The organism is Shewanella salipaludis (assembly GCF_012911865.1).
GTDB lineage: Bacteria > Pseudomonadota > Gammaproteobacteria > Enterobacterales > Shewanellaceae > Shewanella > Shewanella salipaludis.
In genome coordinates this window covers 15,258-30,088 of record NZ_JAAXYH010000016.1, presented here as the reverse complement: position 1 = coordinate 30,088, position 14,831 = coordinate 15,258, and the positions used below count along the sequence as shown (strand labels likewise).

The window sequence follows — 14,831 nt, the reverse complement described above, 5'->3', positions numbered from 1 at the left end:
TCTACTACTTACACATAGGGAAGCCGAGGGCTTCACGTGCCTGATAATAAGATTCAGCGACCGCTTTGGCCATGGTACGAACCCGCAAGATATAACGCTGACGTTCGGTGACCGAAATTGCGTGGCGGGCATCGAGCAGGTTGAAGGCGTGCGAGGCCTTCATCACTTGCTCGTAAGCGGGCAGAGGCAGAGGTTTTTCTAGCGAGAGTAAATGCTGACACATTTTTTCGCACTGATCGAAAAGGGCGAACATGAAGTCGACATCTGCGTGTTCGAAGTTATAGGTAGATTGCTCGACTTCATTCTGGTGGAACACGTCGCCATAGGTGATGCGACCCATGGGGCCGTCGGTCCACACCAGATCATAGACGCTATCGACGCCTTGAATGTACATGGCCAGACGTTCCAGACCATAGGTGATTTCGCCTGTGACCGGGCTACATTCGATGCCGCCTACTTGCTGGAAGTAGGTAAACTGGGTCACTTCCATGCCGTTTAACCAGACTTCCCAGCCCAAACCCCAGGCACCCAGGGTGGGCGATTCCCAGTTATCTTCCACGAAGCGAATGTCGTGAACTTGAGTGTCGACCCCCAGGGCTTCGAGTGAGCCTAAATAGAGCTCCTGAATATTGTCGGGTGAGGGCTTTAATACAACCTGAAACTGGTAGTAGTGTTGCAGACGGTTAGGGTTTTCACCGTAACGACCATCTGTTGGACGGCGACATGGCTGAACATAGGCACTGCTCATCGGCTCTGGGCCTAATGAACGCAGGAAGGTTTGCGGGTGGAAAGTCCCGGCTCCTACTTCCATGTCCAGAGGTTGAACGATGGCGCAACCTTGCTGCGCCCAGTATTCCTGCAGGGTCAGGATAAAACCCTGGAATGTTTTTACGTCGTGTTTCGTCGTCATGTCTACTGCTGTCAGGCCTTAATAGAAAATGGTTTTGATTATACCTTGTAGATCTGAGCTTATGTAGGTTATTTTTTAACGGATTTACTAATCATAAGAGGGAGTGTTTGATGGATGTGATCCGTTGTGGCTGGGTGAGTGATGACCCTTTGTATCAGGAATACCATGATAAAGTGTGGGGCAGGCCCGTCTATGACGCCAAGGAACTCTTCGCCAAGCTCTGTCTCGACGGCCAACAGGCGGGCCTCTCCTGGCTGACCATACTGAAAAAGCAGACAAGCTATGCCACCGCCTTCGCCAATTTCGAACCCGAGCTGATTGCCCAATTCGATGACGCCAAGGTCGAAGCGCTGCTGCAGGATCCCGGCATAGTGCGCAACAGATTGAAGGTAAATTCCATCATACGCAATGCCAAGGGTTATCTGGCGTATACGGCAGAGGGCAAGGATTTTGCCGAGTTTCTGTGGAGCTTTGTCGGCGGCGAACCGCGAGTGAATCATTTCACGTCTCTTTCTCAGGTTCCGGCGCAGACGCCCGAGTCCGAGGCCATGTCCAAGGCGTTGAAGAAGCTGGGCTTCAACTTCGTTGGCCCAACCATATGCTACGCCTTCATGCAGGCCGTCGGCATGGTGAATGATCATTTGGTCGATTGCTGCTGTTATGAAAGCTGCAATGAGTCAGGGGAGATGAGTTCAATTACCGGCTAGAGGTGAATCTCTGAGTGAAAAGGGAGTGTTCCACGTGAAACACTCCCTTTTTTTGGTGCTGCTAAGCGGCTGGCCGAGTCACAAATGGCCTCATATCTTCTAGAAATAGAAGGGCTTACGCTGGCGTTTGTCGCCATTGAGTTGGTTCATGGTCTCGGCGTCGAACAGTTTGCCATTCACCATGGTATGAGTGACCCTGTCGGTGACACGTATATCCGCCAAGGGATCACCGTCTATGACTATCAGGTCGGCCAGTTTGCCTGTCTTGATCGATCCCAACTGATGATCCATGCCGAAGGTTTTGGCCGGATTTAGGGTTGCCGTCTTAAGCACTTCCATATTGCTCATGCCGCCCTGGGCAAACATCCACATCTCCCAATGCGCCGCCAACCCCTCGCGCTGGCCATGGGCACCCATATTTGGGTGTACTCCCAGGTTATTCAGCTCATTGGCGACTCGCGCCACGTTGAAGTGGTTATACTGTCCATCCGGTGCCTTGGGGCGACGCATGGATCTGGCCTTCAGAATATCCGCGGGCACATATTTCGACAGCCTTGGATGCGCCCAGACATCCGTCTTGTCGTACCAATAGTTTTCGCCGGAAATGCCACCATAGGCGACCACTAAGGTTGGGGTATAACCTACCCGGGTTTGGCTCCAAAACTGTTTGATGTCATTGTAGATGGCAGCAACCGGCAAGGAGTGTTCCACCGTGGTGTGGCCATCGGCGACCATGCTCAGGTTGTGCTGCAGCAGGCTGCCACCCTCTGGCACTACCATCATTTCCAGTTCGCGGGCGGCGGCTATTATCTCCTGTCGCTGGTTGCGGCGGGGTTGATTGTAGCTCTTGACACTGAAGGCGCCGACTTTCTTGAGTCGCTCCAGGTGAAATTTGGCATCCTCGAGCGAATCTATGTGCGCCGTATAGCCGGGGGCGTTGGCGCCATAGAGTATGGTGCCGGTGGAGAAAATGCGTGGCCCCACCAGCTCGCCGGCCTTCTGTTGTTCCGAGGCGGCAAAGATTTCCGTGGTGTCGTTGGAAGGATCGTGAATTGTGGTGACCCCCAGGGCGAGCCCGGCATAGAGCTTCCAGTTTTGTTGCGGAATGATCTCATTCTCGGCCTGGGAACCATGGGCATGGGCATCGAACAGGCCTGGCATTATGCTTTTGCCTTTTATGTTTATCACTTGCGCCCCCGAGGGGATGGCCGTGTCGGCGTCGCCAACGGCGATTATGTGGTTGCCTTCGACCAATACCACGCCATTCTCTATCACTCGATCATCTTCCATTGTGATGACCTTGCCGCCGACGAAGGCCACGGTTCCACGTGGAACATCGGCTTTCTCGGTGAAGCCTATGTTGGTTATCACGGGTTCGACTTTCTGCTGTGCTGCTTGGTAATGGCTATCCACAGCCGCCTGGTACAGTTCCGGGCCCAGGGTCCAATAGAGCTGGTCGCTCTTGCTATTCCAGCTTAAGCTTTCGCCGGCGCGCATGCTGAGTTGGCTGACGGGCAGGTTGCCGGCCTTGGGGCCTATCTCTATGGTCTCGGCATGTTTGGCGAACGGTGTCACCCATACCTTGAAGCGTTCGGCAAAGGCCAGTTGTTTACCGTCCGGAGATACCCTGAACTCTGTGGCTTGCTTGCTGGTGTAATGCACTCGTTTGTCGAAACCTTCCAGGTTGACAGAGGCCAGCTGCGGGATTTCATCGCTCTCCATGAAGAACACGCGTTCAGAGTCGGCACCGAACTGGGGCTGATAACCCGAGTGACTTATCTTGGTATGCTGTTTGCCCTTGATATCCACCTTGTAGAGGCCGGGTTCCTGGGACCAAGTCTTGGGCAGCAGCTCGCCACCTTGGATCTTATGATAGACCACAACTTTGCCATCGGGGGAGAAGGTAGGTTCGACGTATTTTCCCGGCTCAGAAGTCAAGTCTGTGGTGCCGCCACCGTGGGCCGCTATGATTTTAACGCTGCCCTGGCGTTGATCGTTCCAGGTGGTAAACACGATATTTTTGCCATTCCGTGACCATTGCGGATAGAGCTCCTCTATATCGTCGGCCAAGCGGGTGAGTCTGGTTTGCTTGCCATTATGCAGGTCGCGTATCCATAGTTTACCGAGGGCTTCGAATACCACTTTCTTGCCATCCGGTGATACCTGCGCCATGCGCAGCATCTTCACATCGAACACGTCTTTATCTATGTCTTGCTTGAAATGCAATGCGGGTTGCACATCCAGTGCGGTTTTTACTTCGAAGGGGATCTGACTGACATGTTTGTCTTCTATGCTGAGGCGGTTAATTTTTCCTTTGGCCCAGAATAATATCTCCTTATTGTCAGCAGTCCAGGACATGCTTGGATAGACCCCATGTATGGCCCAGGTTTCCTGCATGTCTCTGTCTAAATTGTCGTAGAGTTTAGTGGTTTCACCCGATTCGAGGTCGAAAAGGTAGAGGCAAGACTGGAAACCATCGCGCTTGATATAGGCCAGCTTAGTGCCATCCGGACTCGGGGTCGGCCTGATGGCACCGCCTGTGCCTTCCAGCAGTACCTCTATCTCACCGGTTTGAGTGTCATAGCGTTTGATCTTATAGATGCCTTTCACCGAATCCTTGGAATAGTGGAAGGTCTTGCCCGGGGTTGCATCCTGGCTGAAGTAGATGTAACGCCCATCCGGAGAATAGGCGGGTTCCCCCAGATCTTTTTCTTCGTTGGGCCGCTCCGTGAGTTTAACCCCTTCTCCACCCGCGACATGATAGAGCCAGACTTCACCGGCACCCAGGCTGCGGCTGGCGGTGAAGTGTTTGCGGGCCACCAGATATTGGGAGTCTGGGCTCCAGGCCGGGCTATTCAACAGGCGGAAGGTTTCCTTGGTTACCGCTCTGGGATGACTGCCATCGGCATTCATTACCCAGATGTTGTCGCCGCCGTCTTGATCCGAGGTGAAGGCTATGTATTTGCCATCAGGGCTGTACACTGGCTGCATTTGCCAGGCGATTCCCTGGGCCAGGGGTTTGGCCTCACCACCGGAAATCGGCATCTGGTAGATATCACCCAGCAGGTCGAACACCAGCTGCTTGCCATCCGGACTGACACTCAGGTTCATCCAGGTGCCTTCGTGCACATCTATCTGCACTTTCTCTAATGGGGCATTGCTTGGGGCATTCACATCCCAAGGGGTTTCATTTTTTTCATCGGCAAAGGCCGAGCCTAGGCTCAGCACCATGGCGGCATAGAGGGGCGCAAGTCTGATTTTATGCATGTGAGTTCCGTTATTTTTATTGTCGTCAGCTGTCGGCGTTTACAGAAGCCGTCAGCTTTTATCTCATAAAAATGTTAACGAAAACACTTATATTCTGTATCAAATGGTTATCTGGCAAGCGGGGGGAATAGTGACCTGGATGGGGTCAAGACGGCGTCCGGATATAGAACGGCCGGGCCGTCCGTTTAGAGGCCTTTCTTGATCAGGTATTGATAAGGGGTCACATCGGTCTTGCTGGCGATCAGGGTATGGTCCATAAACTGACAAAAACTGGGAATGTCACGGGTCGTCGCAGGATCATCGGCGATGATCAGCAGGGTTTCACCTTCGTCCATGTGGCGCACTGTCTTGCGTACCATCATCACAGGCTCGGGACAACGTAAGCCTAAGGCATCGAGTCTATGTTGCGCGTTGGTGAAGTGATCTTTCATGGGGCCTCGCTAAGCTGAAATACGGGCCAATATTACTCCTGTCGTCCCATGATGCCAAGTTCGCGGGCGTTTTATTGCCGCCCTATGAGGCCGTTTTCTCCCTTGTTCCACGTGGAACAAACCTCAATGGCTGCCGGAAAAACATTTGATTAATCGCTTATGCTTGCAGCTCAGCAGTTGCCAGCTATCACAGTTGTTGAAGCTGGCATAGCCTCCTATGGCCCGTTGCAGCGCCCCGATGAAAGCCTCATCTGGAATGAAGTCTTCATTCAGGCTGAGGCGCGGCAATTGCAACAGCCGCCGCTGCCTGTCAGCCTTCACGTCCAGGCGGCCGACAAATTGGTCGCGCCAGAGTATGGGCAGGGCGTAATAGCCGTATCTGCGCTTCTCGGCGGGCAGATAGAATTCGACCTGGAAGTCGAAGTCGAAACACTGCGCCAGCCTTTGCCTCTGGATCAGCAGGTTATCGAATGGGTTGAGCAGGCTGACATTGTCTGGGATCTGCTGCTGCAGTGACAGGCGCAGATCCACATAGTAGCTCTGTTGTCCCAATGAAAATTCGCGGATTACGCCAGCCTCACACATATGTTGCAGTTCGGTCTTGACCGCCGCCCTGATGCCTTTGCGTTGATAGCAGATCTGCGCCAGGCTGCCGAAACCGTTGGCCTGGAGAAAACCTTCTATCAGATGGCGGGCGAACTCGGCACTGGTAGGTGTCCGGGTGTCGGTTGTGGATGGCAGCACTCGCTCTGTGAGATCGAATACCTTCTGGAACTTGTCGCGTCTGACGACCATCAACTGGCCTTGCATGAAGAGTTGCTCCAATGCCTTCTTCGCCGGTTTCCAGTCCCACCAACCCGAGGTCTGGGCGCCCTTGTGGTTGAAGTCGCTGGCCTTCAGCGGACCTTCGGCCGTGATACGGGCCATGACGTCACGCATCGCCTGGTGATCCGGCTCGAACCAATGCTTGTCACCCTGTTGCAGTTGCTGTTTGCGAAACAGGCTGAAGCGAAAGGCCTCCATAGGCAAGAAGGCGGCGGCGTGAGACCAATACTCAAACACTTGCTTGTCGGCCATCAGGTTCGCCAGCATCTGGGGTTTATACTGGGGCATGCGGCTGAACATCACATGATGATGGGCCCGCTCGACCACGTTGATCGAGTCTATCTGTACATAGCCAAGGTGGCGCACTACGGCCAGGGGATCTGTCGCATCCTGGCATAAGAGCTGTTGTTGCAGGGCCAGTTGTTGGAGTTCGGCCGGGCTGTAAGGTGAATCTTTCATAGGGTGTTCATGCAAGTTGCAGAGTGAGTCTAAGTAGCTGAATTCGATGTTAGCGCGTCTTTGGACATAACAACATAGGCAAGGGGTAATAGGCAAGAGGTAACAGGTTTGGAAATTATGGCTTGAGGCATAAAAAAACCGGGCCAGGCCCGGTTTCATCTATGAGTTAATATCGAACATCAGGGGATCAGACGCGCTCGAATACCGTCGCTATCCCTTGTCCCAAACCGATACACATGGTTGCCAGACCCAGAGTGGCATCTTTGCTTTCCATCAGGTTGATAAGGGTAGTGGAGATACGGGCACCCGAGCAACCCAGGGGATGACCCAGGGCTATCGCGCCGCCGTTGAGGTTAACCTTCTCATCTACCAGATCCATGAGTCCCAGATCTTTGACACAGGGCAGAGATTGGGCGGCAAAGGCCTCGTTCAGTTCGATAACGTCCAGATCTGCCACAGTGATGCCGGCGCGGCTCAGGGCCTTCTGGGTCGCAGGCACTGGGCCGTAACCCATGATGGCGGGATCGCAACCGGCAACGCCCATGGAGCGGATGCGGGCACGGATCGGCAGACCCAGGGCACGGGCCTTGGCTTCTTCCATTACCAGCATGGCGGAAGCGCCGTCAGACAGGGCCGATGAGGTCCCGGCCGTGACCGTGCCATTGGCCGGATCGAACACGGGTCTCAGAGCTGCCAGGGATTCCAGCGAGGTCTCGGGGCGGATCACTTCGTCGTGGGCTATCTTGATCAGCGCGCCATTGGCATCGTGACCTTCCATCGCCCAGATTTCATTGGCGAAACGACCCTCGACCGTGGCAGCGTGAGCGCGCTGGTGTGAGCGCACGGCAAAGGCATCTTGTTGTTCGCGGCTGATGCCATGCATCTTGCCCAGCATCTCGGCGGTTAAGCCCATCATGCCCGAGGCCTTGGCGACGCGGTTCGCCATGCCAGGGTGGAAGTCGACGCCGTGGTTCATGGGCACATGACCCATGTGCTCGACGCCGCCTATGATGAAGGTGTCGCCCATGCCTGTCATGATGGCACGCGCCGCCTGGTGTATGGCTTCCATGGAGGAACCGCACAGGCGGTTAACAGTCACGGCACCGGCCGATTTCGGAATGCCGGCCAGCAGGGAAGCGTTACGGGCTATGTTGAAGCCTTGCTCCAGGGTTTGCTGTACACAACCCCAGATAACATCTTCTATGGTGTCAGGGTCCAGCTGCGGATTGCGCAGCAGCAGGGCTTTCATCAATTCGGCAGACAGTGTCTCTGCGCGTACATTTCTAAATACTCCGGCCTTGGAACGGCCCATGGGAGTACGGATACAGTCTACGATAACGGCTTGTTTCATGATTAATTCCTTTCCCGCAATTAGGCCTGGTAGTAACTGGCGTTGGTGGCTGCCATGTCACGCATGGTATCTGTGACCCGATACAGACCACCCAAGTGCGCATATTTGTCGGCTAAGGCGACGAAGTTGGCGATGCCCAGGGTATCCAGGTAACGGAACACGCCGCCTCTGAAGGGGGGGAAGCCCAGGCCATAGACCAGGCCCATATCTGCTTCGGCCGGTGAGGCTATTATGCCTTCTTCCAGGCAGCGAACCGTCTCTATGATCATGGGGATCATGGTGCGGGCTATGATGTCATCGGCCTCGAAGTGCTTGAGTTCGCCGAAGGCATTCTTCAGCAACTCATAGCTGACGGGATCCAAATCTTTCTTTGGCTTGCCGCGGCGATCGACCGAGTATTGATAGAAACCCTTGGCATTCTTCTGTCCCAGACGTTTGTTGTCGAACATCACATCTATGGCATCTACGCCGGACTTGCCCATGCGGTCAGGGAAGCCTTCGGCCATGACCGCCTGTGCATGATGACCCGTATCCAGGCCGACCACATCCAACAGGTAAGCCGGGCCCATGGGCCAGCCGAATTGCTTCTCCATGACCTTGTCTATGGCGGCAAAGTCGGCGCCTTCGGCCAGCAGACCGTTGAAACCGGCGAAGTAAGGGAAGAGCACGCGGTTAACGAAGAAGCCCGGGCAGTCGTTGACCACGATCGGCGTCTTGCCCATCTTGCTGGCGTAGGCCACCACAGAGGCGATAGTCTCTTCCGAGCTATGCTCGCCGCGGATCACTTCCACCAGCGGCATCTTATGTACCGGGTTGAAGAAGTGCATGCCGCAGAAACGCTCTGGCTTCTGCATGCTCTTGGCCAACAGGTTGATGGAAATGGTCGAAGTATTTGAGGCTATGATGGCGTCGGCGCCGACATACTGCTCAACTTCGGCCAACACCTGGGCCTTGATCTTCGGATGTTCGACCACGGCTTCGACCACCACATCTGCGTGGCTCACAGGAGCATAGTCCAATGCCGGGGTGATGTTGTTCAGTACCTTGGCCATCTTCTCCGGGGTAGAGCGGCCACGTTGTACCTGGGCAGTCAGCAGCTTGGCGGCTTCATTCAGACCCAGGTCCAGCGCCGGCTGGGCTATGTCCTTCATCACTATGGGGGTGCCCTTGCTGGCACTCTGGTAGGCGATGCCGCCACCCATGATGCCAGCACCCAGTACGGCGGCGCTGTTGACCTGTTTGGCCAGCTTGCCCGCCTTCTTGGCTTTGCCCTTGACGAATTGATCGTTGAGGAAGATGCCTATCAGTGCCTTGGCGACGTCTGTCTTGGCCAACTTGATGAAGGCCTGATGCTCTATTGCCAGGGCTTCGCTGCGCCCACATTTGGCCGCTTGTTCCACCACATTGACCGCCGCCATGGGGGCAGGGTAATGCTTGCCGGCTACCGCAAACACCATGCCTTTCGCCGTGGTGAACGACATCAGGGCTTCGAGCTTGGGCAATGTCAGGGGTGAGAGCTTGCGATTGCGGCGTGCCTGCCAATCCAGCTTGCCGGCGATGGCATCCTGGAGCATCTGCACTGCAGCGGCTTCGAGGTTTTCCGGGGCCACCACGGCATCCAAGGCACCAATTTTCAATGCATCCTCGGGACGTTGATCTTTGCCTGTGGTGATCCACTCCAGGGCGTTATCTGCACCTATTATCCGTGGCAGACGTACCGTGCCGCCGAAGCCTGGGATGATCCCCAACTTGGTTTCCGGCAGACCTATGCGGGCCGTGGTGTCGGCAACACGGAAGTCGGTCGCCAATACGGTTTCACAGCCGCCGCCGAGGGCGAAGCCCTTGATGGCTGAAATAGTCGGGAAGGGTAAGTCTTCCAGCTTGTTGAACACGACGTTTGCCTGTTCAATCCAGGAGAGCAAGACTGCATCATCCTGGGCGAACAGCCCGAGAAATTCTGTGATATCGGCACCGACGATGAAAGCATCCTTGGCCGAAGTCAGGACCAATGCCCGGATATCTTTGTGTTGCTTGATGCTATCCAGTGCGGCATCGAGCGAGTCTAAGGTTTCTTTGTCGAATTTGTTTACCGAGCCGGGCGCGTTAAAGCACAACTTGGCAATATTATCCTCAAGTAACTCAACCTGGATCGTAGGACTTTGGTAGATCATTGCTTGCTTCCTTTTTGCTAAGGAGTGATACCCACCTTGTTGTTTTATAAGGTGTTAGTATGACTGTCTATCTCACAGCAGCTTAGGCCATCATTTGACCACTTGTGTTCAGTGTGCGTCGAAATCAAAAAAATTACAACACCCAATTTAAACGACCGTTTAATAACTGGCTGGCTAGGGTGAATTTTCACCTTTGTGATACACTGCACAGAGTTTAGAACAGTCCTATCGAGTTGAAAGCGCCGCCATTTAATTTATGCCAAGCGGCGTCGCCGGGCTGTTTTTCAATGAACCAACCACAGGAAATGACCAATGGATCAGTTAGCAGCACACTATCATGCCCATATTACAGAGTTGAATCGCCGGGTAGCTGAAATCTTGTCCCGTGAGGAACTCTCGGGTCTGGTGATCCATTCGGGTCAGGCCCACAGGCAATTTCTCGATGACATGAATTACCCCTTCAAGGTGAATCCACACTTCAAGGCCTGGTTGCCCGTGCTGGACAATCCCAATTGTTGGTTGCTGGTCAATGGACATGACAAGCCGCAGCTGATCTTCTATCGCCCGGTGGACTTCTGGCATAAGGTCGCTGACGTCCCGGATGCTTTCTGGACCGAGCATGTCGAGATCAAGTTATTGACCCAGGCCGACAAGGTCGCCGAGCTGTTGCCCCAAGACATAGAGAATTGGGCCTACATAGGCGAACACCTGGATGTGGCCCAGGTGCTCGGCTTCAAGACCCGGAATCCTGATGCCGTGATGCACTACCTGCATTATCATAGGGCCAGTAAGACGCCATATGAGCTGGAGTGCCTGCGCCGGGCCAACCAGATAGCGGTGCAGGGGCATTTGGCGGCCAAGAACGCCTTCTATAACGGAGGCAGCGAATTCGAAATCCAGCAGGTCTACCTGTCAGCCGTGGGTCAGAGTGAGAACGAAGTACCCTATGGCAATATCATCGCCCTGAACCAAAATGCCGCCATACTGCATTACACCGCGCTCGAGCATCAGAGTCCGGCCCAGCGTTTGTCGTTTCTTATCGATGCCGGGGCGAATTATTGCGGTTATGCCTCCGACATCACCCGCACCTATGCATTCGAGAAGAATCACTTTTATGAACTGATAGTCGCCCTGAACAAGGCGCAGTTGGAACTGGTCGACATGATGCGCCCCGGGGTGCGTTACACAGATCTGCATCTAGCGACCCATGCCAAGGTGGCACAGTTGCTGCTGGACTTCAATCTCGCTACCGGCGATGCCCAGGGCCTGGTCGAGCAGGGCATCACCGGCGCCTTCTTCCCCCATGGTTTGGGCCATATGTTGGGACTGCAGGTGCATGACATGGGCGGCTTCGCCCATGATGAACGTGGCACTCAGGTCGCGGCGCCGGCGGAACATCCCTTCCTGCGTTGCACCCGCACCCTGGCGGTGAATCAGGTGCTGACCATGGAACCGGGTTTATACATAATAGATACCCTGCTGGCCGAGCTGAAACAGGACAGCCGCAAGGCGCAGATCAACTGGCAGACGGTAGCTGAGTTCCGGCCCTACGGCGGCATACGCATCGAAGATAATGTGATAGTGCATCAAGACAGAAACGAAAACATGACCCGGGAATTGGGTCTGAACGACTGAAATGCACCGAGCGGGAACCTGAGTTGATCGACAGCTACGAGATACCTGCCTGTGAGTTGGTGATAGAGGAGGAGATAAAACATAGCCGTTTTATCTCTTTTCTATTTCAGTGTGACTCTGAACTGGCACTGAAGTGTGCACTCACTGACATAAAGGCGCGCTACCCTGGCGCCAGCCATTATTGTTACGCCTATATCGGCGCCGATCCCGGCAACGACAGCTTGATGGGCTCGAGTGACGACGGTGAGCCGGCGGGCAGTGCCGGCCGCCCCATGCTGGCAAGTCTGCAGGGGGCAAACCTGGGAGAGGTTGCCGCCGTGGTGGTGCGTTATTACGGCGGCACCAAGTTGGGTGTGGGTGGCCTGGTCAGGGCCTATACCTCGGGCCTCAAGCAAGGCTTGAGTCGACTCGACAGGCAGTTGAAGCAAGTGCGCCACCCCGGCAGCTTGAATTGTAATTATGCCCAGTTGCGGGACATAGAACATCTGCTGGCACAGTACGATGCGCTGATCGAAGCGCGGGCATTCGAGGCGTGCATCACGCTCAGGTTTCAACTGGCTAAGGGTCACAGGCAAGCCGTCAATGCCGCGCTGGCTACTCTGACCCAGGGCGAATGTCGGGCCAATTTCGACACCCGTGACTGACGCCGCCATAGATTTGCGTATTAAGTGATTGAATTGAATAATTGTGCGAAAATAGCCGCCGTAATGACCGGGCATACCGCCACCCTGGGATGATAGCGACTGCTTAATGCGATATAGAACCATAATAAGAATTACCGGTCTGTTGATGGGGCTGTTTTCCATCACCATGCTGCCTCCGGCCCTGGTCGCTATCTTCTACAAAGATGGCGGTGGTACTGCATTTCTCCAGGCATTCGCCGTCAGCCTGTCTCTGGGCTTGCTGCTCTGGTATCCCAATCGCCAGTATCATGCCGACTTGCGTACCCGCGAAGGCTTCCTCATAGTGGTGCTGTTCTGGACAGTGCTGGGCTCCATAGGGGCGCTGCCCTTTATCTTTTCCAATCAGCCGGATCTCAGCTGGACCGACAGTTTCTTCGAGTCATTTTCGGCCCTGACGACCACGGGAGCCACCGTGATAGTCGGCCTGGACTCCCTGCCCAAGGCCATCTTGTTTTACCGCCATCTGCTGCAATGGATGGGGGGCATGGGGATCATTGTCTTGGCCGTGGCTATCTTGCCCGTGCTGGGCATAGGTGGCATGCAGCTGTATCGGGCCGAGATCCCAGGGCCTGTGAAAGACAGCAAGATGACCCCCAGGATAGCCGAGACAGCCAAGGCGCTCTGGTACATCTATCTCTTGTTGACCCTGGCCTGCGCCGGCGCCTACTGGCTGGCGGGCATGAGCCTGTTCGATGCCATCTGCCACTCCTTTTCCACCATAGCCATTGGGGGCTTCTCGACCCATGATGCCAGCATGGGGCATTTCGACAGCCCGCTGATCAACATGATCTGCGTCTTCTTCCTGTTGATCGCCGCAGTCAATTTCAGTGTCCACTTCGCGGCCTTCTCCCGCCGGGGCATAAACTTGCGTATCTATTTCAAGGATGCCGAATTCAGGATGCTGATCATGATCCAGGTGGTGCTGATCGCCATCTGTTTCGCGACCCTGTTGCATTCGGGGATCTATGACTCGCCGGAAGAAACCCTGGATTACGCCCTGTTCCAGGCCGTTTCCGTGTCGACCACGGCGGGCTTTGGCACCGAGAGTTTCCATCTCTGGCCACTGTTTCTGCCCATGTTGTTGATATTTTCGAGTTTTGTCGGTGGCTGTGGTGGCTCTACCGCCGGAGGCATCAAGGTGATACGCGTCATACTGCTGCTGTTGCAGGGATCTCGTGAACTCAAGCGGCTGGTGCATCCCAGGGCCATGTTCTCTATCCGTATAGGGAATAAGGCGTTGCCTGACCGTATCGTCGATGCCGTGTGGGGCTTCTTCTCCGCCTATGCCCTGGTCTTCGTCATCAGCATGTTGATTTTGATGGCCATGGGGCTGGATGACATCACGGCCTTCAGCGCCACCGCGGCTTGCTTGAATAACCTGGGACCCGGCCTGGGCGAGGTTGCCAGCAACTATGCCAGCATCAGCGACGGTGCCAAGTGGGTGCTGTTGGTGACCATGTTGTTCGGTCGTCTCGAGGTCTTTACCTTGCTGGTGCTCTTCACTCCAACTTTCTGGAAAACCTGATGACAAATACGCTGATCCTCTATTCCACGGTCGACGGCCAGACGCTGGCCATTTGTCGGCACTTGCAACAAGTGTTGGAAAAAAACGGTGCCCGGGTGACTCTGGCCTCACTGGCGCAGGCGGACAATCTGGTATTGGCCGAGTTCGATAAGGTCTTGATAGGCGCCAGCATCAGGTATGGCAAGCATAGGCCCGAACTCTATGCCTTCGTTAATCGCCATAAGGCATTGCTGGACAGCAAGCCGAATGGCTTTTTCAGTGTGAACGTGGTGGCCCGTAAACCGGAGAAAAACACGCCGGAAACCAACCCTTACATACAGAAATTCCTGCAGCTATCCCAATGGCAGCCACAAATGTTGGGGGTCTTCGCCGGCAAGATAGATTATCCAAGGTACGGCTTCTTCGATCGGCAGATGATACGTTTCATCATGTGGATGACCAAGGGGCCGACGGATATCGGCGGCACCTTCGAATTTACCGATTGGGCCAAGGTGACCGACTTCGGCGAGGCCTTCGGTCGTCAATGAGCCTGACTCGATCAGGCGCAGTAACGTCGGTAGAGGATCGAGATGATGTCGGCGACCTCGGCGTTTTTCAGCCTGTAGTAAACCGTCTGGGAGCTCTTGCGGGTTGCCACCAGGTTTTCGGCCCTCAGCACTGCCAAGTGTTGGGAGAGTGCCGACTGGCTCAGGGACACAGTCTCATTCAAGGCGGTGACACTGAGTTCATTGTCCAGTAGTCGGCACAAGATCATCAGGCGGTAGGGGTTGGCGATGGCCTTCAGCCACTTGGCCGCGCTTTCGGCATTGGTCATCATGGTTTCAACCTCTATCTCTTTCTGCACTCTGATACCCATGCCTCGATTCT

12 protein-coding genes are annotated in these 14,831 nt (G+C 54.9%); 5 read left to right on the top strand and 7 right to left on the bottom strand.

Going from position 1 to position 14,831, the window contains the following annotated elements; all coding sequences use genetic code 11:
• Positions 1-4: 4 nt before the first annotated feature.
• A complete protein-coding gene (gene glyQ / locus HC757_RS16615; RefSeq protein WP_169565512.1) occupies positions 5-910 on the bottom strand; it encodes a glycine--tRNA ligase subunit alpha in 906 nt (301 codons plus the stop codon).
• 110 nt (positions 911-1,020) lie between these two features.
• On the opposite strand from glyQ, the gene HC757_RS16610 reads away from it, so the two are divergent.
• Complete coding sequence (locus HC757_RS16610) at positions 1,021-1,617, top strand: DNA-3-methyladenine glycosylase I (RefSeq protein ID WP_169565511.1); 597 nt, start codon at positions 1,021-1,023, stop codon at positions 1,615-1,617.
• A gap of 99 nt (positions 1,618-1,716) precedes the next feature.
• Here the strand turns inward: HC757_RS16610 and HC757_RS16605 are convergent, their stop codons facing one another.
• The 5 genes from HC757_RS16605 to fadB form a co-directional block, all read right to left on the bottom strand.
• Positions 1,717-4,884 carry an amidohydrolase family protein gene (locus HC757_RS16605; protein WP_169565510.1) on the bottom strand — a complete coding sequence of 1,056 codons (3,168 nt, stop codon included), beginning with the start codon at positions 4,882-4,884 and terminating at the stop codon, positions 1,717-1,719.
• Positions 4,885-5,069: 185 nt separating this feature from the next.
• The gene (gene tusA, locus HC757_RS16600; RefSeq protein WP_169565509.1) at positions 5,070-5,315 is read right to left on the bottom strand and encodes a sulfurtransferase TusA; all 246 of its coding nucleotides are present in this window, start codon (positions 5,313-5,315) and stop codon (positions 5,070-5,072) included.
• 123 nt (positions 5,316-5,438) lie between these two features.
• Complete coding sequence (locus HC757_RS16595; RefSeq protein WP_169565508.1) at positions 5,439-6,599, bottom strand: winged helix-turn-helix domain-containing protein; 1,161 nt, start codon at positions 6,597-6,599, stop codon at positions 5,439-5,441.
• 187 nt (positions 6,600-6,786) lie between these two features.
• Positions 6,787-7,950 carry an acetyl-CoA C-acyltransferase FadA gene (gene fadA, locus HC757_RS16590; RefSeq protein WP_169565507.1) on the bottom strand — a complete coding sequence of 388 codons (1,164 nt, stop codon included), beginning with the start codon at positions 7,948-7,950 and terminating at the stop codon, positions 6,787-6,789.
• A gap of 20 nt (positions 7,951-7,970) precedes the next feature.
• Positions 7,971-10,121 (bottom strand): fatty acid oxidation complex subunit alpha FadB, encoded by a 2,151-nt coding sequence (fadB, locus tag HC757_RS16585; protein WP_169565506.1) that lies wholly within the window; start codon positions 10,119-10,121, stop codon positions 7,971-7,973.
• Positions 10,122-10,433: 312 nt separating this feature from the next.
• Here fadB and pepQ point away from each other — a divergent pair, with 312 nt between their 5' ends.
• The 4 genes from pepQ to hemG all read left to right on the top strand — a co-directional run bounded on the left by pepQ (position 10,434) and on the right by hemG (position 14,491).
• On the top strand, positions 10,434-11,756 hold the full coding sequence (gene pepQ / locus HC757_RS16580; RefSeq protein ID WP_169565505.1) for a Xaa-Pro dipeptidase: 1,323 nt from the start codon (positions 10,434-10,436) through the stop codon (positions 11,754-11,756).
• A 23-nt stretch (positions 11,757-11,779) separates the two neighbouring features.
• Positions 11,780-12,400: a YigZ family protein gene (locus HC757_RS16575; protein ID WP_169565504.1), complete on the top strand. Its 621-nt coding sequence runs from the start codon at positions 11,780-11,782 to the stop codon at positions 12,398-12,400.
• Positions 12,401-12,506: 106 nt separating this feature from the next.
• A complete protein-coding gene (locus tag HC757_RS16570) occupies positions 12,507-13,964 on the top strand; it encodes a TrkH family potassium uptake protein (protein WP_169565503.1) in 1,458 nt (485 codons plus the stop codon).
• Positions 13,964-14,491: a menaquinone-dependent protoporphyrinogen IX dehydrogenase gene (gene hemG / locus HC757_RS16565; protein ID WP_169565502.1), complete on the top strand. Its 528-nt coding sequence runs from the start codon at positions 13,964-13,966 to the stop codon at positions 14,489-14,491. The genes HC757_RS16570 and hemG overlap by 1 nt, the downstream gene beginning before the upstream one ends.
• 11 nt (positions 14,492-14,502) lie before the next feature.
• On the opposite strand, the gene HC757_RS16560 is transcribed toward hemG, so the two are convergent.
• Positions 14,503-14,820, bottom strand: a complete 318-nt coding sequence (locus tag HC757_RS16560; protein WP_211164464.1) for an ArsR/SmtB family transcription factor — start codon at positions 14,818-14,820, stop codon at positions 14,503-14,505.
• Positions 14,821-14,831: the final 11 nt, after the last annotated feature.

Excerpts from the sequence above, each read along its gene's own strand:
- HC757_RS16605 (WP_169565510.1), bottom strand. The coding sequence starts at position 4,884 with ATGCATAAAATCAGACTTGCGCCCCTCTATGCCGCCATGGTGCTGAGC.
- pepQ (WP_169565505.1), top strand. The coding sequence starts at position 10,434 with ATGGATCAGTTAGCAGCACACTATCATGCCCATATTACAGAGTTGAAT.
- HC757_RS16560 (WP_211164464.1), bottom strand. The coding sequence starts at position 14,820 with ATGGGTATCAGAGTGCAGAAAGAGATAGAGGTTGAAACCATGATGACC.
- hemG (WP_169565502.1), top strand. The coding sequence starts at position 13,964 with ATGACAAATACGCTGATCCTCTATTCCACGGTCGACGGCCAGACGCTG.
- fadB (WP_169565506.1), bottom strand. The coding sequence starts at position 10,121 with ATGATCTACCAAAGTCCTACGATCCAGGTTGAGTTACTTGAGGATAAT.
- HC757_RS16610 (WP_169565511.1), top strand. The coding sequence starts at position 1,021 with ATGGATGTGATCCGTTGTGGCTGGGTGAGTGATGACCCTTTGTATCAG.
- glyQ (WP_169565512.1), bottom strand. The coding sequence starts at position 910 with ATGACGACGAAACACGACGTAAAAACATTCCAGGGTTTTATCCTGACC.
- tusA (WP_169565509.1), bottom strand. The coding sequence starts at position 5,315 with ATGAAAGATCACTTCACCAACGCGCAACATAGACTCGATGCCTTAGGC.
- fadA (WP_169565507.1), bottom strand. The coding sequence starts at position 7,950 with ATGAAACAAGCCGTTATCGTAGACTGTATCCGTACTCCCATGGGCCGT.
- HC757_RS16595 (WP_169565508.1), bottom strand. The coding sequence starts at position 6,599 with ATGAAAGATTCACCTTACAGCCCGGCCGAACTCCAACAACTGGCCCTG.
- HC757_RS16570 (WP_169565503.1), top strand. The coding sequence starts at position 12,507 with ATGCGATATAGAACCATAATAAGAATTACCGGTCTGTTGATGGGGCTG.